The sequence below is a fragment of the Hyunsoonleella ulvae genome, from assembly GCF_016827605.1.
GTDB lineage: Bacteria > Bacteroidota > Bacteroidia > Flavobacteriales > Flavobacteriaceae > Jejuia > Jejuia ulvae.
Genome location: NZ_JAEPJQ010000004.1, coordinates 36,834 through 61,522 on the forward strand (window position 1 = coordinate 36,834; position 24,689 = coordinate 61,522).

A 24,689-nucleotide genomic window follows, 5' to 3' on the forward strand; every position below is an offset into this window, starting at 1 on the left:
CAAATTAGTTTCTCCCTAAGCGAGTATTAAATGTAGTCGAAATAGGGAGATTAAGAGGGCCTTATGAAACGTGCAATTTTCCCAGGATCTTTCGATCCGTTAACTTTAGGACATTACGATATCATTAAACGTGGTGTGACGCTTTTTGATGAAATTATTGTCGCCATTGGTGTAAACTCATCAAAAAAATACATGTTTTCACTTGAAGAACGCCAACAATTTATAATAGATGCTTTTAAAGATGAACCCAAGGTAAAAGTGGTAAACTATGAAGGTTTAACGGTTGATTTTTGTAAAAAAAATAATGTTGAATTTATCCTTAGAGGCCTTAGAAATCCCGCAGATTTCGAGTTTGAAAAAGCCATCGCCCACACCAATAGAGATTTAGCACCTATTGAAACCATCTTTTTATTAACCTCTGCAGATACGTCTTATATCGCATCTTCTATTGTACGCGATGTTATCAGAAATAATGGAGACTATACGAAATTAGTGCCCAAAAGCGTTCGTGTTAAATAACAATTTATTTGACACACCTTTCTATGAAGTTGTTTTCTACTTTACTAATAGCTTTAGGCTTTTTTAGTTGTAAATCTAGTATTCAAAATTTGCAAAATTTTGAGTCTGATATTTTAAAAATCAAAAAAATTAATAATCATATTTTTCAGCATGTTTCTTTTATTCAAACCAATGATTATGGAAAAGTAGCTTGTAATGGTATGGTTTATATTAATAAAAATGAAGCAATTATTTTTGATACTCCAGTTAATAATAAAGCTTCAAAACAACTAATAGATTGGATTACAAAAAACAATAACAAAAAAATAAAAGCACTAATAGTCACTCATTTTCATAATGATTGTCTTGGTGGTATTCATGAATTTCACAAAGAAAAGATAGATTCTTATGCTAATGCACTCACAATAGCCTTAGCAAAAAAAGATAGTATAGAACTTCCAGAAAATAGTTTTAAGAGTAAAATAAAATTCAAAGTGGGTGGTCAAGTAGTTACCACACAATTTTTTGGAGAAGGACATACTGCTGATAATGTTATTGGTTATATTCCAAGTGAAAAAACGCTTTTTGGAGGATGCCTAATAAAAAGTAATAATGCTGGTAAAGGCTATTTAGGAGATGCAAATGTATTAGAATGGTCAAACACAGTAGCATCTATTAAAAGAGAATATCCTAACCTAGAAATTGTAATACCCGGCCATGGTAAACATGGGGGTATAGAGCTGTTAGATTATACCATTAATTTATTTAAACATTAGTTTACTGTAACATTTTTAATGGATTTACTACAAATAAGTAGTTAATTATCAACCATTAATGTTACACAACATCACATATATCTTATTTAAATTGAAGGTACTTCAACCATCAGAACGTGCTATTAACTTCTGGATGGAACATAAAGATGTACGTAAACTAGAGTATGCGTTAAAACATGGCAATTATAAGACAAGAAAGTTAGCTGCTGAAGCTCTAGCTTATACAGGGCAATGCTCTTCTGTACCTGTATTGCTACATGCTATGAATGATAAAGTGCAAAATGTATCTATCGCTGCTTTAAATACTTTAGAAGCACTTGGCTGTGGAGATGATTTAATTATTTCTATAACCAAAAAACGGTTTAATTGGGTAAAAGAAATTAGAGATAAAGAAGCTAAGCAAATAGCTAACAAAGACAAAAAATATACTATTTACCGTTGGGAGCGCACCAGTAAAAAATCTTTTGAGCGTGTTAAAGAACAACTAAAACGGCCAATGCGATAGGAAGAATTAGAATGTCTACTCTTAGGTTTTATAATATCGAATTTATAATATGTGTAGTAAAGTCTATTTGACTTTGTAAAAAATTTCAACTAACTTCGTTTAACGGCGGATATAAGCCATTACATAACGGCGCATATCCGTGACATTGTTAGCAAACATATGAAGAGACCAACAAAAATTCTGAAGTTATTCACTTTTCTACTTCTAGTTTCTAGCTGTTCGAATAAGGAACAGATTCTGGAATTTGAAAATATTTTAGGAAAAGAGAATAGCGTAACTTTGACTTCAATGGTTTCCGAATTTGAAAATGGTTTTTTAAAAACAAAATATCCGAAATTATCAACCGAAAAGGCATATTCTGAATACTTAACCGAACTGGAATCAAATATAACTGGCAATTGGGAAAGACCAACTAAAAAGAATATTGATAAATTCAATCAGAGTGAATTAAAAAAAGTTATTTACGGACTTCCTGACTCTATTTGGGTTGAGAAAACTGAAAACAAAAATCGAACTGATTACAGAATTAGGCAAAAATATTTGACCGTAAAAGGGGAATATAAAATTGGAACTTTGGAAGCTTCAATTCCAAAAGTTAGTGATGAAGATTCTCTAACTGCGACGCTCGAAAATCATTATGACATAAACTATATTGGTAAATATCGAGAAGCATTAAAAACTATCTCAAAAGAAGATAAATTCATTAAAAAATATCTTCAAATGACCAATGAAGCTGGAATGTTAGACCCAAGAATGGTAGCTTATGAGATGTTAATTGCTGATTTAGACTTCGACGACTATTTTGTAAAGCGTTTAATAGTAACAGAAATAGTATATCGATTATAAAATATGTTTACTGACAATGTGTATAATCCATTACTAATTATAGCCTACTTACGAAAGTCCTCGTGGACTTTCTATTCGTGATTTATTTACTAACTTAGTCCTTAAACCACGCAACGAAATCATATACTAAACCGTTAAACGAACCTCCTAAAAACACAATTTCGTCTCTTAGGTTATAGAATAAAGTTAGCAAACTAGCACGCGTTAGAGATTGAGGCATTTGTAGAAGCTCCTCGCAGAGAGCGACTGCCGAAAGCCCGACCCGACCAAAGGAGGGGAACGCCCAAATAAAGAATATTAATGCTTAAAGTTTATATTCAGACAATGGTTTTGTAAATGCCTCTGGATTTTCGGCGAGATGATAACGAGGGTCGTCAATATCCTCAACAATTACCTCTCTAAATTTCGGACTAGACTTGTATAGCAGTACTTTACAATCTTCACTTAAATGCTTTAGCTTAATGGTTTTTCCTGCGGCTTCATATTTCTCTACAAGATTAAAAATAGCCTCTAATGCGGAATGATCACTTACACGAGATTCTACAAAATCTATTTCAACATGTTCCGGATCGTTTTTTACATCAAATTTCTCATTAAATGCTTTTATAGATCCAAAAAATAATGGCCCCCAAATTTCATATACTTTAGTACCATCCTCTCGCATACGCTTTCTTGCACGAATACGTTTTGCATTTTCCCAAGAAAATACCAATGCACTTATAATGACACCTGCAATAACGGCTACTGCTAAATCTTTCCAAACGGTTATTAATGATACTGCAATAAGTACAATGGCATCTGTAATAGGTATTTTTCGTAAAATTCTAAAACTACTCCAAGCAAACGTACCTATAACTACCATAAACATAACGCCTACTAATGCTGCAATTGGTACTTGCTCAATAAGTCCAGATGCAAATAAAATAAAGATTAACAAAGCTACTGCTGCTACAATTCCAGATAACCTGCCTCTTCCACCTCCTTTTATATTAATTAAAGATTGGCCAATCATAGCACAACCTCCCATACCACCAAACAAACCTGTAACTATATTAGCACCACCTTGCGCCATACACTCGCGGTTGGCATTTCCTCTAGTTTCTGTGATTTCATCTACCAAGTTTAAGGTCATTAAAGATTCTATAAGCCCTATTGCTGCTAAAATAACTGCGTAAGGTCCAATAAATTTAATGGTTTGCCAATTAAATGGCACTTTACCAAATATATCTATTTGAAATTGTGGCAAGCCTCCTTTTAAGCCTTCTCCGCCTCCATCACGAATAAAACTACCTACTGTAGCAACGTCGAGATTTCCAAAAATAACTATAGCAGATACTACCAATATGGCGATTAAAGCCTCTGGAAGTTTTTTAGTTAGCTTTGGTAGACCAAACATAATACCCATGGTTAATGCTACCAAACCTAACATAATCCACATAGGTGCTCCTGTGAACCAGTCGCCATTAGCGTCTTTAAATAAATTTAATTGCGACAAGAAAATAACAATAGCTAAACCGTTTACAAACCCCATCATTACAGGATGTGGTATCAGTCTAACAAACTTTCCTAGTTTAAAAACACCAGCCAGCATCTGTATTATACCCATAAGTATAACTGTAGCGAAAAGGTAGTACAACCCAAGTTGTTCAGATGGTTCGCCCATGGCATTACCTTCTGCCACTAAATGTACCATAACCACTGCCAAGGCACCGGTTGCTCCACTAATCATCCCTGGTCTACCCCCAAAAATCGAGGTAATAAAACCAATCATAAAAGCTGCATACAAGCCTACAAGAGGATCTACTCCTGCAACAAATGCAAAGGCTACAGCCTCTGGTACTAATGCTAAAGCTACAGTGAGTCCACTTAAAATATCGTTCTTTGCGTTTTTTGCACGCTTTCTAAAAAATGCCGTCATGGTTTGTTTATTGAGGCTGCAAATTTACAGTTTATAAAGCGATGTACAAGTAATGCGCAAACAAATTATACACAAGCAATTAATGCTGCTCTTGAAGCGAATATTCATGCAAACTTTCAATCCACTCCAACGCTTCTGGTCTGGTTCTAAATAATTTTATATTCCAATTATTAGATTCGTTAATCTGTATTAATGTCTTAGTAGACATTACCGCCGCATCGGTTCCAACAATTACAGCCATAGCGTGGATCTCCTTTAAATTAGCAATTATTTTTTGCGCCTCAAATGTATAAGTATAGGAATTCTTTTTGTTAATTATTAAGGAAAAAGGGGCTTTTAGGTAGCTTAGTAAAAAATCATGATATAAGTCTACCATAATTTCATTCATTACTACGCCTTCATTAATTATTACTTCTGCCAAATCATCTTTTAGTACAACTATTGTCCCAAAAGAGAGTTTATACTCTTGCATAAGATATCATGTTCTTGGAGAGAATTTATACCTGACTTAAATAGCAATTACGTCTAAATTACTGTTTTTTTTCTAACTAAAAAAACAGCGCCCTAAACATTGTAATTCATTTAACCTGATAAAGCAACTGTTGTAATTGGAAGGAACCGTATACTAATCTATCAATATTTTAATATTGGCATAGGAATTTTCCATAGCCTTTTTTATTTTCTTTTTTCCAAGCCATTTAACTTTGGTAATGCCTTCTTTTTCCTGAGGGTATAATTTTCCATCAAAAGTCGTAACCATTTCAAACCAATAGGTAATTTTAATTCTATACCTACCTCTTCTCTTAAAAATATGGTATGTAGTTTCCAGAGGTTTTACAATTTTTAAGCCTGTAACCCCTGTTTCCTCTTCAACCTCACGTATGGCAGTTTCTTCAATACTTTCTTTCTTCTCAATCTTACCTTTTGGCAAATCCCATTTTCCGTTTCTAAATATAAAAAGTACTTTGCCCTCTTTATTGTACACCTTACCTCCTCCAGCAATTACGTTTGGTGCCTTTTTTAAAAACTTCTTTAGTAGTTTTTCTTCTTTCTTATGTACCAAATAGGCCTCTTGGGTGGAAGATTTATTTAATTTTCTAACTACATTCCTAAGAATTACCCTATTCAACTTATAATTTTTAACCCCTTTTTTATCCTTAGGCGTAGTACTTAAAATTATAGGTTTATCCCCAACAAATATTTTGTACATAAAGCATTGATTAGCTATTTCTAATTGGTAAAAATATCATTTTTAAACGCAAACCTACCATTGTTGAAAAAAATAATTTATTCGTTTAAAACTGATTATGTAATCATAAATATATGTTTAATTTTACGCTATGATTTTTAACAAAGATACCGCCAAAAAAACAGCAGAAGTTTTATTGCAAGTTAACGCTATAAAGCTAAGTCCTAAAGCACCTTTTACTTGGGCTTCGGGATGGAAATCCCCTATTTATTGTGACAACCGCATTGTATTATCTTTTCCAGCCATTCGCAACTATATAAGGGAAACTATGGCCAAGCATATTGAGCAACAATATGGAAAACCAGATGCTATTGCCGGTGTAGCAACAGGTGCTATTGGTATAGGAATGTTGGTTGCAGAGTATTTAAACCTGCCTTTTATTTATGTGAGGCCAGATGCTAAAGGTCATGGTAGAAAAAACCAAATTGAAGGATTTATTGAGAAAGGACAAAACGTTGTAGTTGTTGAGGATTTAATAAGTACAGGAAAAAGTAGCTTAAATGCGGTTAGGGCATTACGTGACGGCGGTATTAACGTTAAAGGTATGGTAGCTATATTTACTTATGGTTTTGAAGTTTCAGCCGAAAATTTCGAAAAAGAGGATGTTATGCTTCACACACTAGGTAACTATGAAACGTTATTGGAACAGGCACTTCAAACCAATTATATCACTGAAAAAGAACTCGAAACCCTAACCGAATGGAATTCTAATCCTAGTGAATGGAATGCTATTTGATATAATGTAACGTGAAGTTGTTTAGGCGCTAAATTAGCACACTAAAAACAACTAAATGTTTAAACAATAAACTATTTAACATCATTATGAATTTAGAATCTCCAAAAGTTAGTGTATCAAAAACTCCAGAAGACACATTTAATTTTATATCGGATATTAAAAACTTTGAAGCGTTAATGCCCGAAAACATCAGTAAATTTGAAGTTTTAAGCGAAGACAAATTTTTATTCGCCTTAAAAGGCATGCCAGAAATCGTCTTAAAAAAGAAAGAAGAAATACCTCCAAATAAAATCGTTTTTGGTGCTGCTGGCGGGAAAATAGATTTTGCTTTAACTGCTATTATTTCTGAAGTAGAAAATGGTAATAGTGAGGTAAAACTAGAATTTAGCGGAGATTTTAATCCTATGATGGCTATGATGGTTAAAGGGCCTATTTCAAAATTTATTGAAACTCTGGCTACCAATTTACCTAAGACTATTTAATACAGCAACGTAATATCTTTTAGCATAAAAGATTTAGTGATATTATCTTCCAGAAGTACCTGTAAATCTCCAGAGTTAAGTACTGATTTAATGTAGCCTGAAAATAAATTACCAGTACTGTCCCTAAATGTAGAGGGTTTATCTTTTCTGAATAGAAACGATTCGTATTCAGTTTTAAGCGCCTCTAATTTACCTTGTTTCAATAGTTCGAAATACTGTTTTAAATCATGGATGATACGATGTAACAGTTCATCAATATCAAAAAATCGCCCTGTTACATTCTTTAAGGAGGAAGCCTGGAGTAAATTTTTAAATTGTGTTTGGTTTACATTTAAACCAACACCAATAATCGATGCGTTTATGCTACCCTGTTTCATGACATTTTCAATTAAAACACCACATATTTTCTTGTTATGTGACAAAATGTCGTTAGGCCATTTTATGTGCAATCGCGGAATTAAAAATGTACTAAGGCTATGTCTCAAGGCCAAAGCCGTAACAATACTAATGTAAAACGGATACTGTATAGGAAATTTAGAAACATCAACAAACACACTAAACATCAAGTTTTTAGATGCTTCAGACTCCCAAAGCGTTCCCATCTGCCCTTTACCTTTTGTTTGATGTTTTGCTGTGACTACTGTAAAATTCTCAACTAATTGCTCTTCAATCATTTCTTTTAAAAATGTATTTGTAGAATCAATGGCATCAAGTTTGATTATTGGCATTTAGAGGTTATTTTTACAGTTTTTAATCTTGTGAAAATTTTAAAGGTTAAAGAACCAAAAAAATAATAACTTTGCACAAATTAAATAAATTTAATGGCGAAAGAAAAAATAAACGCAGACCAGTTAATAGCAGTTATAATTAGTGGAATTGAAGATGTAAAAGGTAAAGAAATTAATATTTTAGACCTTAGAGAAATTGAAAACACAGTTTGCGATTATTTTATAATTTGTGAAGGTACTTCAAACACTCAAGTAAACGCCATTGTTAATTCCATACAAAAAAAGGTAAGTAAAGAACTTAAAGACAACCCATGGCATGTTGAAGGTGCCGAAAATGCAGAATGGGTTTTACTAGACTATGTAAATATTGCTGTACATGTGTTCCAAAAGCATATCAGGGAGTATTATGATATAGAAAGTCTTTGGGGAGATGCAAAAACAACAGTAATAGAAACTAGTTACTAAAAACAGAAAATGGCAAACGACAATAAAAATACAAAAGATAAAAAACCAAGATTTAGCCCGTATTGGATTTACGGTATCATACTATCCCTATTTTTGGTATTTACCCTATTTAATAACAGTGGACTAGACAGTGGCAACTCTACAAACCCTACACAGTTTTTTAATTTTGTAAGGAATGGGGATATAGACAAGGTAGAAATTGTTAACAGAAGACTTGCAAAAGTTTACTTAACCCAAAAGGCCTCACAAAAAGAGGTTCATAAAAAATCAAAACCAAATAACTTTAGTTTATCTACAACTCGTGTTCCTAATTACAGATTTGAATTTGGGGAATTAGAGATTTTTCAAAATAAACTCAACAAAATTATTGAAGAGGAAAACCTAGATTTAGAACCCGTATATGTTACAGAGGAAAATCATCTAGCCGATTTCTTAATTGGAATCTTACCGTTTGTACTCCTTATTGGTGTTTGGATTTTTATCATGCGTCGTATGTCAGGAGGAGCTGGTGGCGGTGCTGGTGGTCAAATTTTCAATATCGGAAAATCTAAAGCAAAACTTTTCGATCAGAATACCGAAGTAAAAACATCATTTAAAGATGTTGCAGGTCTAGAAGGAGCAAAAGAGGAAGTTCAAGAGATTGTAGATTTCTTAAAATTCCCAGAAAAATATACTACGCTTGGAGGTAAAATTCCAAAAGGCGCGCTACTGGTAGGACCTCCAGGAACTGGAAAAACCCTTTTGGCTAAAGCGGTAGCAGGAGAGGCAAAAGTACCTTTCTTCTCTTTATCTGGTTCAGACTTTGTTGAAATGTTTGTAGGTGTTGGGGCTTCACGTGTTAGAGATTTATTTAAACAGGCAAAGGAAAAGTCGCCTTCTATAATTTTTATTGATGAGATTGATGCCATAGGTAGAGCTCGTGGAAAAAACGCCATGTCTGGTAGTAATGATGAACGCGAAAACACCTTAAATCAATTATTAACTGAGATGGATGGTTTTGGCACCAATACAAATGTAATTGTAATGGCTGCCACCAACAGAGCCGATATTTTAGATAAAGCATTGATGCGCGCTGGACGTTTTGACAGACAAATTTTTGTTGATTTACCAGATGTTAGAGAGCGTAAGGAAATATTTGAAGTACATTTAAGACCGTTGAAAAAAACGAAAGATTTGGATACGGATTTCTTATCAAAACAAACACCTGGTTTCTCTGGAGCTGATATCGCTAACGTATGTAATGAAGCTGCGTTAATTGCTGCTAGAAATGGTAAAAAAGCGGTAGATAAACAAGACTTTCTAGATGCAGTAGACAGAATTATTGGTGGATTAGAGAAGAAAAACAAAATTATTACCGAAAGTGAAAAACAAGCGGTGGCTTATCATGAGGCCGGACATGCTGTTGTAAGCTGGATGTTAGAGCATGCTGCGCCATTGGTAAAAGTTACTATAGTACCTCGTGGTAGATCTTTAGGAGCTGCCTGGTATCTACCCGAAGAAAGACTTATTGTTAGACCCGAACAGATGTTAGATGAAATGTGTGCGACCATGGGAGGACGCGCTGCTGAAAAGGTAATTTTTGACAAAATATCCACCGGTGCTTTAAGCGACTTAGAAAAAGTTACCAAACAAGCAAGAGCCATGGTTACCATTTATGGACTGAGTGATAAAATAGGTAATTTAACCTATTACGACTCTTCTGGACAAAGTGAATACGGTTTTACAAAACCTTACAGTGAAACAACAGCTGAATTAATTGACAAAGAGATATCTGATATCATAGAAGCACAATACAAACGTGCCATAAAAATCCTTGAAGAGAATAAAGACAAACTATCAGAACTTGCTGAAGTTCTCTTAGAGAAAGAAGTGATTTTTAAGGATAACCTCGAAAAAATATTCGGTAAACGTCCCTTTGAAAAAGTACAAACTGAAGAAACAGAAGTAAAGGAAGATAAAAACACGGAAGAATAGTACATTATCATTAAGATTTTTTATATTTGGAAAACTCTCAACTCAAAAAGGTTAATAGCAAATACCTGAATGAATCTTTTTAAGAAAATTTTCGGATCAAAATCAAAACGATCTGAAAACGAAATAAAGTCTGATGACCGTGGTAAATACATGCCCGAACTTAAATTGCCAATAGACGAAAAATTTACCATAAATTTTAAAGCTAATGGTGGTAAATTCCTTTATTGCGATGACTTAAATGAAGTTTTTCAAAACTACAGTAACATAGTTCAAGAAAATTCTTGGGAAGAAAAACAAGTATTGATTATTGACGACCATCTTTTAGAAAAGTTCAAGTCCTGTAATATCAATGCTACCAAAAAAACTAGTAAAGCTACCTACTTTTTTACAACATGTGAAAATTTAATTGCCACAGATGGATCTTTATTAATTAGCTCAAATCAAATTGCCACAAAAAAGCTACCAGAACTCCCTTTTAATTTTATTGTATTTGCTACTACAAGCCAAATAGTTGACAATATTGGCGAAGGGCTTCGTGGTATAAAATCTAAGAATCGGCAACACATCCCCACTAACATAACTACAATTAAGCATTTCAAATCTGGAGAAGACAAAGATTTTTTAAGCTATGGCAGTAGCGCAAAAAACTTATATTTGCTACTGTTAGAGGATTTATAATTTAAGCAGATTTAGAAAATGAAAGACATGTTATTGCGATCTCTATCTGGTTTGCTCTATGTAGTTTTATTGGTAATTGCGCTCACGCTTAATACACCTCATGCTTTTACAATTCTTTTCTTTGTTTTTGGTTTACTTTCGCTTTACGAATTCAATAAACTAATTCAGCTAAAAAGCGGTATACCTTATTTTATTTTTATCATTTTATATCTCGTTTTTGGGTATTGGCAAATGGTACTAGATGCAGATACTGGGCTAGATGAAGCCATCCAAATACTCACAGTAATTACAATTTTTGTAAATCTGTTTTTGATTAAAGATTTGTTTTCACGTAAAACCATTCCACTTTTTGTAACCAAACGTTTTATTATTACCACATTTTACCTTTCCAGTGGTTTTGTTTTTGCAATACTGATAGCAAACGTTTTTAGCCCCAAAATTCTCTTAGGTTGTTTTGTTCTAGTTTGGGTTAATGATTCATTCGCCTATTTAGTTGGGAAAAATTTTGGACGACAAAAATTATTTGAAAAAATATCTCCTAAGAAAACAGTAGAAGGGTTTCTTGGTGGCTTATTTTTTGCTTGCATCGCTAGCTATTTTATAGCCAATTACACGGCAACACTCAACTTTACAAATTGGTTAATGTTGAGTATTACAGTGGCTGTATTTGGTACCCTAGGAGATTTAATCGAGTCTAAATTTAAACGCCAAGCTAAAGTAAAGGACAGCGGTGCCATCATGCCAGGACACGGGGGATTGCTCGACCGTTTAGACAGTATCATTTTTGCTTCACCTTTTATTTATTTATTTTTAAGAATTTTACACTATGTTTCATAAAGAAGGCCATAAAATAATTCTCTTTACGCTTATAATCGTTGTTGCTTGCTTTTTGTTGGCAGATAGTTATATATCCATATTTTGGTTGCGCACCTTAATACTGGTTGCGCTCTTAATATTTTTAATTTTAATTCTACAATTCTTTAGAAACCCTAAACGCCATACGCAACAAAATGATGATACCGTAGTATCGCCTGTAGATGGTAAAGTTGTAGTAATCGAGGAAGTGTTTGAGAAAGAATATTTTAACGAAAAACGCTTACAGGTAAGTGTTTTTATGTCTCCTTTAAATGTTCATGTTACCAGATACCCAATTAGTGGAAACGTAATTTTTAGTAAGTACCATCCAGGAAAGTATTTAGTAGCATGGCACCCAAAAGCAAGTGAAGAAAACGAGCGTACTACCGTTGTGGTAGAGAACAAAGTATATGGAAAGGTGTTATACCGCCAAATAGCGGGAGCTCTTGCTAAGCGTATTGTAAATTATGCTAAAGTAAACGACAATGCATCTCAAGGCGCAGATTCTGGTTTTATTAAATTTGGGTCTAGGGTAGATTTATTTTTGCCCTTAGATACTAATATAAAAGTAGAATTAAATCAGAAAGTAAGAGGCGGCGAAACTGTTATAGCCCAAGTGTAATGACTAATGAAGATTTAGATAAAGAATTTGAAGAAGCGGTAGCTAGGGTTAATGCACATAAAGAACCGTTTCCTGCAGATACACTTTTAAAACTCTATGCTTACTACAAAAAAGCTACAAACGACTACGGCAGACCAAGAAGCAGAGAAGCCCTTATAAATGCTTTTAAAACCAATGCGCTTTTTCAAGTAAAAAACTTAACTGAGGAAGAGGCTAAAAGAAATTATATAGACCTTGTAAATAAATACTTTCTATATAGAGAATAACTGTTCTTTTACAGGAAGCACTTTTTTACACATAGCTTACAATTTGGAGGACACTTAATTCAAATAGCCCCTCAACTTGGTTTTGTAATATTTTAACCCCTTCGTTTAATGTTGGATATAAGTCATTTAAACGACGCATATCCTAAGTTAAACAAAAGCCCTACCCCAAACTAGCCAAACTAGCTTTTAACGTTTCAATCTTAGCTAAAGCATCAGCTTCCTTTTTCTTTTCGCTTGCCACCACTAGCTCAGGGGCATTGTTTACAAAACGCTCGTTAGATAATTTTTTCTGTACAGACTTTAAGAAACCTTCGGTATAATTTAACTCGTCGGTAAGTTTTTTAATCTCAGCTTCAACATCAATAGCGCCCGCCATTGGTATAAAATACTCGTTAGATTTTACACGATAGGTTAATGCACCTTCAATAGCTTCAGAAACATATGCAATATCTTCTAGGTTCCCTAGTTTCTTGATAACGGCATCAAAAGTATTGGCAATATTTTCATTATTGATTACAGATAATGCAATAGTGTCTTTAAACGCAATATTCTTTTCTTTTCTAATGGTTCTAATCCCAGAAATCACATCGGCAGCGAAATCGAATTCAGAAATTAAACTTTCGTTAGTAGATTTCAACTCAGGCCATTTAGCCACTATTAAGGCTTCTTCTGGTGTTCTTTCAGAAATTAACTGCCATATTTCTTCAGTAATAAATGGCATAAACGGATGCAAAATCTTTAAATTATCTTCTAGTAGACTTATAACTGCATTGTAAGTTTTAGCATCAATTGGTTGTTGATAGGCTGGTTTTACAATTTCTAGTAACCATCCACAAAAATCATCATAAATCAATTTGTAAATAGCCATGATAGCATCGCTTAAACGGTATTTACTAAAATGATCTTCTATTTCTGTTAAAGCTTTTTGGAACTTAGCTTCATACCAATCTAATGCTATTTTACTAGATTGTGGTTGCTCAATGGTTTCTGATACCTCCCATAAAGTGGTTAGGTAAAATGCACTCCAAATTTTGTTGCCAAGTCCTTTTCCTTGTTGGCAAAGTGCTTCATCAAATAACAAATCATTACCCGCAGCTGCGCTTAATAGTAATCCAACACGCACTCCTCCAGCGCCGTATGCTTGAATAAGTTTTAAAGCATCAGGAGAGTTTCCTAGAGATTTACTCATTTTACGACGTTGCTTATCACGTACTAAACCTGTTAAATACACATTTTTAAAAGGCTTATCGTTCTTGTACTCATATCCAGCAATTATCATACGTGCTACCCAGAAAAACAGAATATCTGGTCCTGTTACCAAATCGTTGGTTGGGTAATAGTACTTTATGTCGTCGTTTTCAGGATTTCTAATACCATCAAACACACTCATTGGCCATAACCAAGAGGAAAACCAAGTATCCAGTGCATCTGTTTCTTGAGTTAAATCTGACGCTTTAAGCTCAAAGTTCGATGTTTTTTCTTGTGCTAACTTTACAGCGCTTTCAATGTTTTCGGCTACTACAAAGTCTTCTTTCCCATCGCCGTAATAATATGCTGGGATTTGTTGCCCCCATAATAACTGACGAGAAATATTCCAATCGCGAATATTCTCCATCCAATGGCGGTAGGTATTTTCAAACTTCTTTGGAAATAATTGAATGTCATTATCATCATCTAAAACCGCTTTAATCGCAGGTTTTACCAAATCTTCCATTTTTAGAAACCACTGATCTGATAACCTTGGTTCTATGATGGCTTTGGTTCTTTCTGAAATACCAACGCGATTATTATGATCTTCAATTTTAGAAATTAAATCAAGACTCTCAAGCTCTTTTACAATAGCCTTTCTAACCTCAAAACGGTCTTTACCTTGGTAATGTAAGCCATAACTATTTAATGTAGCATCTTCGTTAAAGATATCTACCACTTCTAAATTATGCTTGTCCCCTAAAACCTTATCATTTTCGTCATGCGCAGGTGTTACTTTTAAACATCCTGTACCAAATTCCAAATCTACATACTCATCTTCTATAATAGGAATTACACGATTGCAAATAGGCACAATCGCTTTTTTGCCTTTTAAATGTGTATAACGTTCATCACTAGGATTGATACAAATAGCTGTGTCTCCTAAAATGGTCTCTGGCCGTGTTGTAGCTATAGTAAGTACTTCATCTGAACCTTCTATCTTGTAGTTTACATGGTATAATTTACCCTGTTTATCAATATATTCTACTTCTTCATCAGACAAAGTGGTTTTTGCCTCTGGATCCCAATTTACCATACGATAACCACGATAAATCAAGCCTTTTTTGTGCAAATCCACAAAAACTTTAATTACTGCTTCTGACATATCGTCATCCATAGTAAACTTAGTACGATCCCAGTCGCAAGAACAGCCTAATTTTTTAAGTTGCTCTAAAATCACACCTCCATATTCATGGGTCCATTCCCAAGCATGCTTTAAAAACTCCTCTCGAGTTAAGTCGTTTTTATCAATACCTTGCTCCTTTAATTTTGCCACAACTTTAGCTTCTGTGGCAATAGAGGCATGATCTGTACCAGGTACCCAACACGCATTTTTTCCTAGCAAACGTGCCCTTCTAATCAATACATCTTGAATGGTATTATTAAGCATATGCCCCATGTGCAACACCCCGGTTACATTAGGTGGTGGAATTACTATAGTATAAGGCTCTCTTTCATCTGGTGTGGAATGAAAATAATTGTGTTTCATCCAGTAATCATACCACTTACCTTCTACCTTATTAGCATCGTATTTTGATGGGATTTGCATATTTTGGAACAGTTTTTGAACTTCAGAGTGCAAAAGTACTTATATTTCTCTTTCTGTGAAAGCTGATAGGAAAATGCCAAATGTTAAGATTACGGTAATTCGTCTATTATTTTTGCTGGTTGTAGAAAAAGTACCTATGTTTGAATTAAATAATAACCATTAAATACAAAAAGATGAAACAATTATTTACACTTTTATTTGTAGGGTTACTTAGCTTTTCACTCAATGCACAGGAAAAAGTTGCTAAAATTGAGTTTAAAGAAACTACCATAGATTATGGCACTATAGAAAAGGGTGCTGATGGTGTAAGAATTTTTGAATTTACTAATACAGGAAATGCGCCTTTAATCATATCTAAAGTAAGTTCTAGTTGTGGATGTACCATCCCTAAAAAGCCAGAAGATCCAATAATGCCGGGTAAAACTGGACAAATAGAAGTAAAATATGACACTAATAGAGTAAATCCTATTAGAAAAACCATTACAGTAATGTCTAATGCAGATACTCCAACTGTAGCGCTAAAAATTAAAGGTTTGGTTGTAGACCCTTCTAAGAACAACGTTTTAGAAAAGAAAAGTAAAAGTATGGTAGAACAATAAGTAGTTCTACATTCTCGAAATATTGGAAAACCTGAGCTTTGGCTTGGGTTTTTTTATGTGATAGATTTACCTTAGTTTTTTAATATAATTTTTGCAACTTTGCGCACTAATTGCAATAAGATGCCTTCAATATCTAAAAAAGGGCGAGATATGCCCGAATCACCAATACGTAAGCTTGTTCCTTTTGCTGAACAAGCTGAAGCTGATGGTAAATCTATTTACTATCTTAATATTGGACAACCAGATATAAAAACTCCAGAAATAGCATTAAAAGCTGTTAAGGATAATAATGTACAAATTTTATCGTATTCCCGTTCTGAAGGTTCTGATACCTATAGAAAAAAAATTGCAGATTATTATGCCTATCACAACATAAAAGTTTCCCACAAGGATATAATCGTGACTACAGGTGCAAGCGAGGCCATTGCTTTTATTTTTGGAAGTATTATGGATCCTGATGATGAAGTTATTATTTGCGAACCATTTTACGCCAATTACATTGCATTTGCAACTGCAGCGAGTGTAAAGGTAAAACCCATTGTTTCCAAGATGGAAGACAATTTTGCACTGCCTCCAATATCAGAATTTGAAAAACTGATTACATCCCGCACAAAAGCAATAATGATTTGTAATCCAGGAAATCCAACAGGTTACCTCTACTCAAAAGAAGAAATTGAGCAACTTGCTGCCTTGGTTAAAACGCACGACCTGTTTTTAATTTCTGATGAGGTTTACAGAGAATTTACCTATGATGGTAATACCCACTACTCCATTTTAGAGTTAGAAGGATTAGACAACCATACCATCATGATTGATAGTGTGTCTAAACGTTACAGCATGTGTGGTGCAAGAATTGGTTGTTTAGTTACTAGAAATGAAGAGATAAGGTACACAGTCTTAAAATTTGCCCAAGCACGGTTAAGCCCTCCAACTTATGCACAAATAGCCAGTGAAGCTGCTTTGAGCACTCCACAAAGCTATTTTGAAGATATAAAACACGAATACATAACGCGTAGAGACACTTTAATTTCTGAATTAAATAAAATTGAGGGAGTTAAAGTAGCAATTCCCAAAGGGGCGTTTTATTGTATTGCAGAGCTTCCAGTAAAAAATGCTGATAAATTTGCACAATGGCTTTTAGAATCTTTTAGTGTTAATAATGAAACTGTCATGGTAGCACCAGCAGAAGGCTTTTACTCTACCAAAGGTATTGGGGTAAACCAAATTAGGATAGCATACGTACTTAATAAACAACACTTAATTAAAGCTGTTAATATTATAAAAGAAGCTCTAAAAGTCTATAAAGATTAATGCAACTGCAGCATAACATATCCTTAAAAGCATACAATACGTTTGGTATTGATGAAGTTGCATCTCATTTCGTATCAGTTTCAGAATTAGATGAATTAAAAGCGGTTTTGTCTCTCAAAGACTATCCAGAAAAATTAATTTTGGGTGGTGGGAGTAATATGTTATTAACGCAACCTCAAGACAAACTCGTTATCCACATAAACCTAAAGGGTATATCTATTGAAAAAGAAGATGACAATCACGTTTATGTAAAAGCAAATGCGGGCGAGAACTGGCATGAATTTGTGCTTTGGTGTTTAAAGCACAATTTTGGTGGTCTAGAAAATTTATCACTAATACCTGGAAATGTTGGTACAGCTCCCATACAAAATATAGGTGCCTATGGGGTGGAATTAAAAGACACTTTTATATCGTGCAACGCTATCTCTACAGACACTTTAGAAACCATAACATTTACCAAAGAAGACTGTAAGTTTGGCTATAGGAATTCTATTTTTAAAAATGAAGCTAAAGGCAAATATGTTATTACTGCTGTAGTTTTTAAGTTAACAAAAGCACAACACAAACTGCGTGTAGATTATGGGGCCATAACGTCTGAACTAAGTACGCAAGGTATCAAAACCCCTACCATCCAGGATATTTCAAAAGCTGTTATAGCTATTAGGGAAAGTAAACTACCCAATCCTAAAGAGATTGGTAACAGCGGTAGTTTCTTTAAGAATCCAGTGATTTCAAAAACAGAATTTGAAGTATTGCAACAAAATTTCAAAAATATACCTAGTTATCCTGTTTCTGAAAACGAAGTAAAAGTACCGGCTGGATGGCTTATAGAAACATCAGGTTTTAAAGGCAAGCGTTTTGGTAATTTTGGTGTTCATAAAAAGCAGGCTTTAGTTTTAGTAAACTATGGAGGAGCTAAAGGTTCTGATATTTTAAAACTTTCTAAACTGATTCAAAAAACAGTTTTAAAACTGTTTGATATTTCCATTGAAGCAGAAGTAAATGTCCTGTAGTTTAAATAAATTTCTAACTTTGGCGTTAATCAGTACTCAATAATAACTTATTTATAAACCAACTTTACATTGATTTCAAATATTGAAAGGGAAATAGTTAGCTTATTAAAAAATAGTGACAAACGAGCTATATCTCTACTCTATGAAAATTATGCCGATGCGCTTTATGGCGTTATAAGAAAGGTAATTACTGATGAAGATACCGCTCAAGATGTATTGCAGGAAACGTTTGTGAAAATTTGGCGTTATGCAAAAAAATATGATGCATCTAAAGCAAAACTGTTTACTTGGCTTTACAGGATTGCATACAATACAGCTATTGATAAAACCAGATCTTTAAAGAATAAAACCGAGAAAGAAGTCCAAATTGAGAGTTCCAGCGTATATAAGATTACAACAAACGCTTTAAACCAAGATGTTTTAGACATAAAAAAACATTTAAGCACCTTGGATGAGAAGTATCAAATAGTGATAAATGCACTATTTTTTGAAGGAATGACGCAACAGGAAGCAAGTGATGAGCTTGATATCCCGTTGGGCACCATAAAATCGAGATTAAAAATTGGATTGCGAGAATTGAAAAAGATTTACAATCCTTAATAAAACCAAGTCATGAATGAAAAAATAACTACTTTTTTAAATTCAGGCCTTTTAGATAAATATCTAATGGGTACGACAACCGTTGCCGAGACGGAACAGGTTGAAACCTACATATCTAAATATCCTGAAGTACAAAATGCATACAATACCCTACAGTATAACTTAGAGATTGTTGCTAAAAGCAATGCTGTTGAAGCTCCTAAGCATGTTCTAAATAATATTTTACAAGAACTTGACAATGCTCCAGTAGTAACCCTTAACACAAAAGGTAAATACAAGAAATGGTATAAATTAAGTATTGCCGCTAGTGTTTCCGCTTTGTTGTTTGCCGCCACTACTCTTTATTTTTATAATCAAAATCAGAAGTTACAAAATGACACACTTGTTGTTGATGAAGAAATTTTTGATTTAAGAAGTGACATCGAAGAAAACAATAAAAAACTTGATGCCATTATGGAACAGTTTAGGCGTTTAAATGACCCTGAAACTTATAAATACATCATTCAAGGTAATGAGCGTGCCAGAGACCTCAAAACTGTGGCATACATTAATCCTAAGCAAAAAACATCTATGATAGATGTGGTTTCCCTGCCACAATTACCTGAAGAACAATGCTATCAAATTTGGGCAGATTTACAAGGTAAAATGGTTAGCTTAGGTATTTTAAGTGAAGCTGATAGACAACTTAAAAGGATTCCTTTCACTGAAAATGCCAGAGGTTTAAATATAACCATTGAACCAAAAGGCGGGAATGCCGTTGCATCTCTAGAAAATACAGTAGCAGAAATAAGCTTACAGTAACCATATTATAATTTTTATTAATGAAAAAGCCTCTTTCCAAATCAGGAAGAGGCTTTTTACTTGCTATTAATAACTCTTAGATTCAAGTTATTCTCTTTATGCCTTATCAAAAAAAGCTTTGTGTATTAATCCTGCTAATAGGGCACCTGCTATTGGAGCTAGCCAAAATAACCATAGTTGCGCAGTAAAATCTCCTCCAGCGAACAGGGCTTGACTTGTAGACCGTGCAGGGTTTACAGATGTATTAGAAATTGGAATACTTATTAAATGGATTAAGGTTAACGCCAAACCTATAGCAATCCCTGCAAATCCCTTAGGAGCCTTAGGATATGTACTTCCTAAAATGATTAACAAGAAAAATAAAGTAAGTACAAATTCTGTAACAAGTACAGAAATCATATTATAGCCACCCGGAGACAACTCGCCGTAACCGTTTGCAGCAAAGCCACCTATACCTGTAAAACCAGACTTGCCCGAAACAATAAGGTATAACACACCAGCAGCAGTAATAGCTCCGATAAGTTGAGCTGCAATATACCCTACCAAATGTTTGCCCTCAAATTTTCCTGCAGCCCATAAACCTAGAGAAACAGCAGGATTAAAATGCGCGCCTGAAACATGACCCACTGCATAAGCCATGGTTAGAACAGTTAAACCAAAGGCTAATGAGACTCCAAGAAGGCCAATACCAACTTCTGGAAAGGCAGCTGCATATATGGCACTACCACAACCACCAAAAACCAACCAGAAGGTTCCAAAAAATTCTGCTAATAATTTTTTCATAATGTTATATAGTTTAATTGATTAGTAATAAAAAAGTAGTTCATTGGTAATGAGACACCTAAAAAGCAGATAAGTCACACAACCATAATTATTAAGCCATATTACTTCGCGGTTTTTCCAAAACACGTATCTTTGCTGAAAATCATTTTCATGAAACTTCTTTTAATTACTTTAGTGTTGTTAGGTCTTGGTATTGCAGGAATAGCCATTAAAATATGGGCAAAAAAGGATGGGAAATTTGCAGGAACCTGCGCAAGTCAAAACCCTATGCTGAATCAAGAAGGGGAAGCTTGTGGTTTTTGTGGAAAAACACCAGATCAATTTAACGAATGTAACGAACCACAACATTCCTAATAGTTGATGACCACACTTGATATTGCCTTCTATGCGCTTATTGTAGTTGTCTTAATTCAAGTTTTTTTCTTCTTGCACATTTTTGGTAAACTTGCATTTAGCAACATAAAACGTACTACTAAAAATGTTAAAACACCTGTTTCTATAATTATTTGTGCTAAAAATGAAGCCGATAACCTTAGCGCATTTCTACCCTATATCATTGAACAAGACTATGTGGATTTTGAGATTGTCTTGATTAACGATGCTTCAAAAGACAATACTTTAAAAGTTATGAAAACTTTTTCTGAGGTGCATCAAAACATTAAAATTGTTGATGTTGAACCCGTCGAAACCTTTTGGGGAAACAAAAAATACCCATTAACCTTAGGTATAAAAGCAGCAAAGCACAACGTATTATTGTTTACAGACGCTGATTGTAAACCTGTATCAAAATACTGGGTTAGGGACATGGTTTCTAACTTTAATTCCAAAACCTCTATTGTTTTAGGTTACGGCGCATACACAAAAGTTAAAAACTCTTTACTCAACAAACTTATCAGGTTTGAAACGTTACACGCTGCTATGTGCTACCTGTCTTTTGCCAAACTTGGTATGCCATACATGGGAGTGGGTAGAAATCTGGCTTACACTAAAACACAGTTTTTTAAAGTAAACGGTTTCATGAAACATATGCGTATTCGTTCCGGCGATGATGATCTATTTGTTAATGAAGCTGCTACTCCAGACAATACCAGCATATGTATAACAGCAAGTAGTTTTACTACATCTAAACCAAAAACTTCTTTAAAAACATGGTTTAAACAAAAACGTAGGCATGTTTCAACCGCAAAACATTATAAATTAAATCATAAAATTACCTTAGGCTTACTTTATACATCTAGCTTTCTATTTTGGTTATTATCAATATTACTTTTGGCATTTTGGCACTTACCTGTTTTTGTTAGTGCTCTAATTTTAGCTAGAATAATCGTTATGATATCCATCTATGGGGTTTCGGCAAAAAAACTCAACGAAAAAGACTTAGTTTTACTTTTTCCATTTTTAGAAATCTTTTTAATTATTGCGCAATTGGCTATATTTATAAATAATATCATCTCAAAACCCAACTATTGGAAATAGAAGAAGCCATTTCCCGTGCCAAGAATAATGACCAAAAAGCCTTTAATTATTTATTGGATTTATATTGGGATGCTGTGTATGGCTTTCAGTTAAAACGTGTAAAGAATGAAAATGATGCCGAGGATATTACGATACAAACATTCTCTCGTGCTTTTGATAAAATAGATACTTTTAACGAGCAGTATAAGTTTAAAACTTGGTTAATTACCATTTCCAAGAATATACATATTGATTTAGTCCGAAAAGAAAAAAATTCTATTGAACGTGTTATTTCAAAAGACGACAGTAAAGCATATCAAATTCTAGATGAATCCCCTACTGTTGAAGATAAACTTATCACAGAACAAAATTTAGCCAAACTATTGAGAGATATTAAAAAACTAAAACCACATTACCAGAAGGTTATTAACTTAAGATACTTTCAAGAATTAAGCTACAAAGAAATTTCCAAGGAACTAGATGAGCCTATCAATAACGTAAAGGTTAAATTGTTGAGAGCAAAAAAATTACTTGCCGAGGTTATTACCAATAAAAATGATTAGAAATCTAAAAAACCTGGGACCTGGACTATTATTTGCAGGGGCAGCTATTGGCGTATCACATTTGGTACAATCCACCAGAGCTGGGGCCGATTTTGGTTTAGGACTTATCTGGGCATTAATGTTAGTTACACTATTTAAATATCCGTTCTTTCAATATGGCCCTAGATATGCAGCTGCAACCAACGAAAGCCTTCTGGATGGCTATAAAAAATTAGGAAAAGGCACTCTAATTGCCTACTACTTAATAACTCTGGGAACTATGTTTGTTATACAAATGGCTGTTACCATAGTTACGGCAGGTATAGCATCGTCTTTATTTTATGAATTCAAGCCATTTGAAATTGTAACGATTACCATTAATAGTGTACAGGCTTGGTCTATTATAATATTAGGTATTTGTATGGTATTGTTACTTCTGGGTAAATACAAATTATTGGACAATCTTATAAAAATTATAATAATTACACTATCCGTTAGTACAATTGTAGCTGTAGTAATGGCATTTTTTAATAATACTAGTGCGCTTTCGTTACAACAAATTTTACCTGAAAACAGTACTGAAATCGCTTTTTTAATTGCATTTATGGGCTGGATGCCTGGACCTTTAGACATATCTGTATGGCATTCATTATGGACATTAGAAAAACAAAAAAATCAAACGGAATTTTCCACTAAAGGGGCTCTTTTTGATTTTAATGTAGGTTATATCGGCACAATAGTATTAGGGATTGGTTTTGTACTTCTAGGTGCATTAGTAATGTTTAGTAGTGGAGAAACATTTAGTGGTTCTGCAGGCGTTTTTGCAGGCCAGCTAATAGATATGTATACAACAAGTTTAGGTAATTGGGCATACATTATTATTGGTATAGCAGCATTTACAACCATGTTTAGTACTACACTTACTACTCTTGATGCCTCTCCACGCTCTATGGATAGAACTTCTGAATTACTTCTGAATAAGAGTTTTAAAAAAGGCTATTTATTTTGGATAATTTTACTTTCATTAGGTACAATCTACATATTCTTGTTTTTAGCATCCGAAATGGGATTACTTATTAAAATCGCCACTATACTATCCTTTATCACTGCACCATTCTATGCCATCATTAATTATATACTAATTTCAGGAACACACACACCTAAAGAATGGAGACCCTCAATAATACTACACGTTTTGAGCTGGTTTGGAATTCTTTTTTTAATAGGATTTAGCATATGGTACCTTACTACTTTATAAAGAAGATTTAATAGAATACTTCGTATCTTTGCAATTCAATTTTTTTTGATGGAAAAGCAAGCAATTTCTAATATTATACCAGAGCGCCAAGCAAAACCAAAATGGTTACGTGTAAAGCTACCAACTGGTAAAAAATATACAGAGTTAAGAGGATTAGTAGATAAGTACAAACTAAATACTATTTGTACTTCTGGAAGCTGTCCCAATATGGGTGAGTGCTGGGGAGAAGGCACGGCTACCTTTATGATATTAGGTAATATTTGCACACGTTCTTGTGGTTTTTGTGGTGTTAAAACTGGAAGGCCAGAAACTGTAGATTGGGACGAACCTGAGAAAGTAGCCCGTTCTATAAAAATAATGAACATAAAACATGCTGTACTAACTAGTGTTGATAGAGATGACCTTAAAGATATGGGAAGTATCATGTGGGCAGAAACGGTTAATGCAGTAAGAAGAATGAACCCTGAAACTACTCTAGAAACACTTATTCCAGATTTTCAGGGTATAGAGAAACATATTGACCGTATAATTAATGTGGCTCCAGAAGTTGTTTCCCATAATATAGAAACCGTGAGAAGGTTAACACGCGAAGTACGCATACAAGCCAAGTATGATAGAAGTATGGGGGTTTTAAAATACCTAAAGCAGCAAGGGCAGCGAAGAACCAAGTCTGGAATTATGTTAGGTTTAGGAGAAACAAAAGAAGAAGTAATTGAGACACTTCATGATTTAAAGGATAATGATGTTGATGTAGTTACTATTGGTCAATATTTACAACCAAGTAAAAAACACCTACCCGTAAAACGTTTTGTTAATCCAGATGAATTTGATGAATACAAAGAAATAGGTCTGGATTTAGGCTTCAGACATGTTGAAAGTAGTGCCCTAGTGCGTTCATCATATAAAGCTCAAAAGCATATAAACTAAATAAA

The 24,689-nt window shown here is 34.0% G+C and carries 28 protein-coding genes; 22 read left to right on the top strand and 6 right to left on the bottom strand.

What is annotated here, in order from left to right; genetic code table 11:
• The first annotated feature begins 63 nt into the window (after nt 1-63).
• The 4 genes from coaD to JS605_RS11400 all read left to right on the top strand — a co-directional run bounded on the left by coaD (nt 64) and on the right by JS605_RS11400 (nt 2,625).
• A complete protein-coding gene (gene coaD / locus JS605_RS11385; RefSeq protein WP_203257853.1) occupies nt 64-519 on the top strand; it encodes a pantetheine-phosphate adenylyltransferase in 456 nt (151 codons plus the stop codon).
• Between the two features lie 23 nt (nt 520-542).
• The gene (gene bla / locus JS605_RS11390; RefSeq protein ID WP_203257854.1) at nt 543-1,274 is read left to right on the top strand and encodes a subclass B1 metallo-beta-lactamase; all 732 of its coding nucleotides are present in this window, start codon (nt 543-545) and stop codon (nt 1,272-1,274) included.
• A 58-nt stretch (nt 1,275-1,332) separates the two neighbouring features.
• Nucleotides 1,333-1,779, top strand: a complete 447-nt coding sequence (locus tag JS605_RS11395; protein WP_239000333.1) for a HEAT repeat domain-containing protein — start codon at nt 1,333-1,335, stop codon at nt 1,777-1,779.
• Between the two features lie 159 nt (nt 1,780-1,938).
• The gene (locus JS605_RS11400; RefSeq protein ID WP_203257855.1) at nt 1,939-2,625 is read left to right on the top strand and encodes a hypothetical protein; all 687 of its coding nucleotides are present in this window, start codon (nt 1,939-1,941) and stop codon (nt 2,623-2,625) included.
• Between the two features lie 304 nt (nt 2,626-2,929).
• Here the strand turns inward: JS605_RS11400 and JS605_RS11405 are convergent, their stop codons facing one another.
• From JS605_RS11405 to JS605_RS11415, 3 genes are all read right to left on the bottom strand, one after another.
• Nucleotides 2,930-4,543, bottom strand: coding sequence for a SulP family inorganic anion transporter (locus JS605_RS11405; RefSeq protein ID WP_203257856.1), 1,614 nt, complete (start codon nt 4,541-4,543; stop codon nt 2,930-2,932).
• 79 nt (nt 4,544-4,622) lie between these two features.
• Nucleotides 4,623-5,015, bottom strand: coding sequence for a hypothetical protein (locus JS605_RS11410; protein WP_203257857.1), 393 nt, complete (start codon nt 5,013-5,015; stop codon nt 4,623-4,625).
• Nucleotides 5,016-5,168: 153 nt separating this feature from the next.
• The gene (locus tag JS605_RS11415) at nt 5,169-5,753 is read right to left on the bottom strand and encodes an NUDIX hydrolase (protein WP_203257858.1); all 585 of its coding nucleotides are present in this window, start codon (nt 5,751-5,753) and stop codon (nt 5,169-5,171) included.
• A gap of 130 nt (nt 5,754-5,883) precedes the next feature.
• Between JS605_RS11415 and pyrE the strand changes: the two genes are divergently transcribed.
• Both pyrE and JS605_RS11425 read left to right on the top strand, forming a co-directional pair.
• Complete coding sequence (gene pyrE / locus JS605_RS11420) at nt 5,884-6,528, top strand: orotate phosphoribosyltransferase (protein WP_203257859.1); 645 nt, start codon at nt 5,884-5,886, stop codon at nt 6,526-6,528.
• 86 nt (nt 6,529-6,614) lie between these two features.
• The gene (locus JS605_RS11425) at nt 6,615-7,010 is read left to right on the top strand and encodes an SRPBCC family protein (RefSeq protein ID WP_203257860.1); all 396 of its coding nucleotides are present in this window, start codon (nt 6,615-6,617) and stop codon (nt 7,008-7,010) included.
• Here the strand turns inward: JS605_RS11425 and JS605_RS11430 are convergent.
• Complete coding sequence (locus JS605_RS11430; protein WP_203257861.1) at nt 7,007-7,738, bottom strand: biotin--[acetyl-CoA-carboxylase] ligase; 732 nt, start codon at nt 7,736-7,738, stop codon at nt 7,007-7,009. The two genes, JS605_RS11425 and JS605_RS11430, sit on opposite strands and share 4 nt — an antisense overlap.
• A 93-nt stretch (nt 7,739-7,831) precedes the next feature.
• On the opposite strand from JS605_RS11430, the gene rsfS reads away from it, so the two are divergent.
• The 6 genes from rsfS (at nt 7,832) to JS605_RS11460 (ending at nt 12,598) form a co-directional block, all read left to right on the top strand.
• The gene (rsfS, locus tag JS605_RS11435; RefSeq protein ID WP_203257862.1) at nt 7,832-8,203 is read left to right on the top strand and encodes a ribosome silencing factor; all 372 of its coding nucleotides are present in this window, start codon (nt 7,832-7,834) and stop codon (nt 8,201-8,203) included.
• 9 nt (nt 8,204-8,212) lie between these two features.
• Nucleotides 8,213-10,177 (top strand): ATP-dependent zinc metalloprotease FtsH, encoded by a 1,965-nt coding sequence (ftsH, locus tag JS605_RS11440; protein ID WP_203257863.1) that lies wholly within the window; start codon nt 8,213-8,215, stop codon nt 10,175-10,177.
• A 69-nt stretch (nt 10,178-10,246) separates the two neighbouring features.
• On the top strand, nt 10,247-10,855 hold the full coding sequence (locus tag JS605_RS11445) for an LUD domain-containing protein (protein ID WP_203257864.1): 609 nt from the start codon (nt 10,247-10,249) through the stop codon (nt 10,853-10,855).
• Nucleotides 10,856-10,873: 18 nt separating this feature from the next.
• Entirely contained in the window at nt 10,874-11,692 is an 819-nt protein-coding gene (locus tag JS605_RS11450; protein WP_203257865.1) for a phosphatidate cytidylyltransferase, read from the top strand.
• The gene (locus tag JS605_RS11455) at nt 11,682-12,332 is read left to right on the top strand and encodes a phosphatidylserine decarboxylase family protein (RefSeq protein ID WP_203257866.1); all 651 of its coding nucleotides are present in this window, start codon (nt 11,682-11,684) and stop codon (nt 12,330-12,332) included. The genes JS605_RS11450 and JS605_RS11455 overlap by 11 nt, the downstream gene beginning before the upstream one ends.
• Nucleotides 12,332-12,598: an acyl-CoA-binding protein gene (locus JS605_RS11460; RefSeq protein WP_203257867.1), complete on the top strand. Its 267-nt coding sequence runs from the start codon at nt 12,332-12,334 to the stop codon at nt 12,596-12,598. Before JS605_RS11455 ends, JS605_RS11460 begins: the two co-directional genes overlap by 1 nt.
• Nucleotides 12,599-12,758: 160 nt before the next feature.
• On the opposite strand, the gene JS605_RS11465 is transcribed toward JS605_RS11460, so the two are convergent.
• The gene (locus tag JS605_RS11465) at nt 12,759-15,395 is read right to left on the bottom strand and encodes a valine--tRNA ligase (RefSeq protein ID WP_203257868.1); all 2,637 of its coding nucleotides are present in this window, start codon (nt 15,393-15,395) and stop codon (nt 12,759-12,761) included.
• Nucleotides 15,396-15,568: 173 nt separating this feature from the next.
• Between JS605_RS11465 and JS605_RS11470 the strand changes: the two genes are divergently transcribed.
• From JS605_RS11470 to JS605_RS11490, 5 genes are all read left to right on the top strand, one after another.
• Nucleotides 15,569-15,994 carry a DUF1573 domain-containing protein gene (locus JS605_RS11470; RefSeq protein ID WP_203257869.1) on the top strand — a complete coding sequence of 142 codons (426 nt, stop codon included), beginning with the start codon at nt 15,569-15,571 and terminating at the stop codon, nt 15,992-15,994.
• A 120-nt stretch (nt 15,995-16,114) separates the two neighbouring features.
• Nucleotides 16,115-17,305, top strand: a complete 1,191-nt coding sequence (locus tag JS605_RS11475) for a pyridoxal phosphate-dependent aminotransferase (RefSeq protein ID WP_203257870.1) — start codon at nt 16,115-16,117, stop codon at nt 17,303-17,305.
• Nucleotides 17,305-18,318, top strand: coding sequence for a UDP-N-acetylmuramate dehydrogenase (murB, locus tag JS605_RS11480; protein ID WP_203257871.1), 1,014 nt, complete (start codon nt 17,305-17,307; stop codon nt 18,316-18,318). Before JS605_RS11475 ends, murB begins: the two co-directional genes overlap by 1 nt.
• A 69-nt stretch (nt 18,319-18,387) precedes the next feature.
• On the top strand, nt 18,388-18,918 hold the full coding sequence (locus JS605_RS11485) for an RNA polymerase sigma factor (RefSeq protein ID WP_203257872.1): 531 nt from the start codon (nt 18,388-18,390) through the stop codon (nt 18,916-18,918).
• Between the two features lie 12 nt (nt 18,919-18,930).
• Nucleotides 18,931-19,719 carry an anti-sigma factor gene (locus JS605_RS11490; RefSeq protein ID WP_203257873.1) on the top strand — a complete coding sequence of 263 codons (789 nt, stop codon included), beginning with the start codon at nt 18,931-18,933 and terminating at the stop codon, nt 19,717-19,719.
• A gap of 96 nt (nt 19,720-19,815) precedes the next feature.
• Here JS605_RS11490 and aqpZ read toward each other — a convergent pair whose 3' ends face one another.
• Nucleotides 19,816-20,502 carry an aquaporin Z gene (gene aqpZ, locus JS605_RS11495; RefSeq protein WP_203257874.1) on the bottom strand — a complete coding sequence of 229 codons (687 nt, stop codon included), beginning with the start codon at nt 20,500-20,502 and terminating at the stop codon, nt 19,816-19,818.
• 150 nt (nt 20,503-20,652) lie between these two features.
• Here aqpZ and JS605_RS11500 point away from each other — a divergent pair, with 150 nt between their 5' ends.
• Genes JS605_RS11500 through lipA form a run of 5 tightly spaced genes read left to right on the top strand, consistent with a single transcriptional unit; the run spans nt 20,653 to nt 24,684 of the window.
• A complete protein-coding gene (locus tag JS605_RS11500) occupies nt 20,653-20,856 on the top strand; it encodes a membrane or secreted protein (protein WP_203257875.1) in 204 nt (67 codons plus the stop codon).
• Nucleotides 20,857-20,862: 6 nt separating this feature from the next.
• The gene (locus JS605_RS11505; protein ID WP_203257876.1) at nt 20,863-21,978 is read left to right on the top strand and encodes a glycosyltransferase; all 1,116 of its coding nucleotides are present in this window, start codon (nt 20,863-20,865) and stop codon (nt 21,976-21,978) included.
• Nucleotides 21,969-22,520 carry an RNA polymerase sigma factor gene (locus tag JS605_RS11510; protein WP_203257877.1) on the top strand — a complete coding sequence of 184 codons (552 nt, stop codon included), beginning with the start codon at nt 21,969-21,971 and terminating at the stop codon, nt 22,518-22,520. The genes JS605_RS11505 and JS605_RS11510 overlap by 10 nt, the downstream gene beginning before the upstream one ends.
• A complete protein-coding gene (locus tag JS605_RS11515; protein WP_203257878.1) occupies nt 22,513-23,757 on the top strand; it encodes an NRAMP family divalent metal transporter in 1,245 nt (414 codons plus the stop codon). The genes JS605_RS11510 and JS605_RS11515 overlap by 8 nt, the downstream gene beginning before the upstream one ends.
• A gap of 48 nt (nt 23,758-23,805) precedes the next feature.
• Nucleotides 23,806-24,684, top strand: a complete 879-nt coding sequence (lipA, locus tag JS605_RS11520; protein ID WP_203257879.1) for a lipoyl synthase — start codon at nt 23,806-23,808, stop codon at nt 24,682-24,684.
• Nucleotides 24,685-24,689: the final 5 nt, after the last annotated feature.

Excerpts from the sequence above, each read along its gene's own strand:
- coaD (WP_203257853.1), top strand. The coding sequence starts at position 64 with ATGAAACGTGCAATTTTCCCAGGATCTTTCGATCCGTTAACTTTAGGA.
- bla (WP_203257854.1), top strand. The coding sequence starts at position 543 with ATGAAGTTGTTTTCTACTTTACTAATAGCTTTAGGCTTTTTTAGTTGT.
- JS605_RS11395 (WP_239000333.1), top strand. The coding sequence starts at position 1,333 with ATGTTACACAACATCACATATATCTTATTTAAATTGAAGGTACTTCAA.
- JS605_RS11400 (WP_203257855.1), top strand. The coding sequence starts at position 1,939 with ATGAAGAGACCAACAAAAATTCTGAAGTTATTCACTTTTCTACTTCTA.
- JS605_RS11405 (WP_203257856.1), bottom strand. The coding sequence starts at position 4,543 with ATGACGGCATTTTTTAGAAAGCGTGCAAAAAACGCAAAGAACGATATT.
- JS605_RS11410 (WP_203257857.1), bottom strand. The coding sequence starts at position 5,015 with ATGCAAGAGTATAAACTCTCTTTTGGGACAATAGTTGTACTAAAAGAT.
- JS605_RS11415 (WP_203257858.1), bottom strand. The coding sequence starts at position 5,753 with ATGTACAAAATATTTGTTGGGGATAAACCTATAATTTTAAGTACTACG.
- pyrE (WP_203257859.1), top strand. The coding sequence starts at position 5,884 with ATGATTTTTAACAAAGATACCGCCAAAAAAACAGCAGAAGTTTTATTG.
- JS605_RS11425 (WP_203257860.1), top strand. The coding sequence starts at position 6,615 with ATGAATTTAGAATCTCCAAAAGTTAGTGTATCAAAAACTCCAGAAGAC.
- JS605_RS11430 (WP_203257861.1), bottom strand. The coding sequence starts at position 7,738 with ATGCCAATAATCAAACTTGATGCCATTGATTCTACAAATACATTTTTA.
- rsfS (WP_203257862.1), top strand. The coding sequence starts at position 7,832 with ATGGCGAAAGAAAAAATAAACGCAGACCAGTTAATAGCAGTTATAATT.
- ftsH (WP_203257863.1), top strand. The coding sequence starts at position 8,213 with ATGGCAAACGACAATAAAAATACAAAAGATAAAAAACCAAGATTTAGC.
- JS605_RS11445 (WP_203257864.1), top strand. The coding sequence starts at position 10,247 with ATGAATCTTTTTAAGAAAATTTTCGGATCAAAATCAAAACGATCTGAA.
- JS605_RS11450 (WP_203257865.1), top strand. The coding sequence starts at position 10,874 with ATGAAAGACATGTTATTGCGATCTCTATCTGGTTTGCTCTATGTAGTT.
- JS605_RS11455 (WP_203257866.1), top strand. The coding sequence starts at position 11,682 with ATGTTTCATAAAGAAGGCCATAAAATAATTCTCTTTACGCTTATAATC.
- JS605_RS11460 (WP_203257867.1), top strand. The coding sequence starts at position 12,332 with ATGACTAATGAAGATTTAGATAAAGAATTTGAAGAAGCGGTAGCTAGG.
- JS605_RS11465 (WP_203257868.1), bottom strand. The coding sequence starts at position 15,395 with ATGCAAATCCCATCAAAATACGATGCTAATAAGGTAGAAGGTAAGTGG.
- JS605_RS11470 (WP_203257869.1), top strand. The coding sequence starts at position 15,569 with ATGAAACAATTATTTACACTTTTATTTGTAGGGTTACTTAGCTTTTCA.
- JS605_RS11475 (WP_203257870.1), top strand. The coding sequence starts at position 16,115 with ATGCCTTCAATATCTAAAAAAGGGCGAGATATGCCCGAATCACCAATA.
- murB (WP_203257871.1), top strand. The coding sequence starts at position 17,305 with ATGCAACTGCAGCATAACATATCCTTAAAAGCATACAATACGTTTGGT.
- JS605_RS11490 (WP_203257873.1), top strand. The coding sequence starts at position 18,931 with ATGAATGAAAAAATAACTACTTTTTTAAATTCAGGCCTTTTAGATAAA.
- aqpZ (WP_203257874.1), bottom strand. The coding sequence starts at position 20,502 with ATGAAAAAATTATTAGCAGAATTTTTTGGAACCTTCTGGTTGGTTTTT.
- JS605_RS11500 (WP_203257875.1), top strand. The coding sequence starts at position 20,653 with ATGAAACTTCTTTTAATTACTTTAGTGTTGTTAGGTCTTGGTATTGCA.
- JS605_RS11505 (WP_203257876.1), top strand. The coding sequence starts at position 20,863 with ATGACCACACTTGATATTGCCTTCTATGCGCTTATTGTAGTTGTCTTA.
- JS605_RS11515 (WP_203257878.1), top strand. The coding sequence starts at position 22,513 with ATGATTAGAAATCTAAAAAACCTGGGACCTGGACTATTATTTGCAGGG.
- lipA (WP_203257879.1), top strand. The coding sequence starts at position 23,806 with ATGGAAAAGCAAGCAATTTCTAATATTATACCAGAGCGCCAAGCAAAA.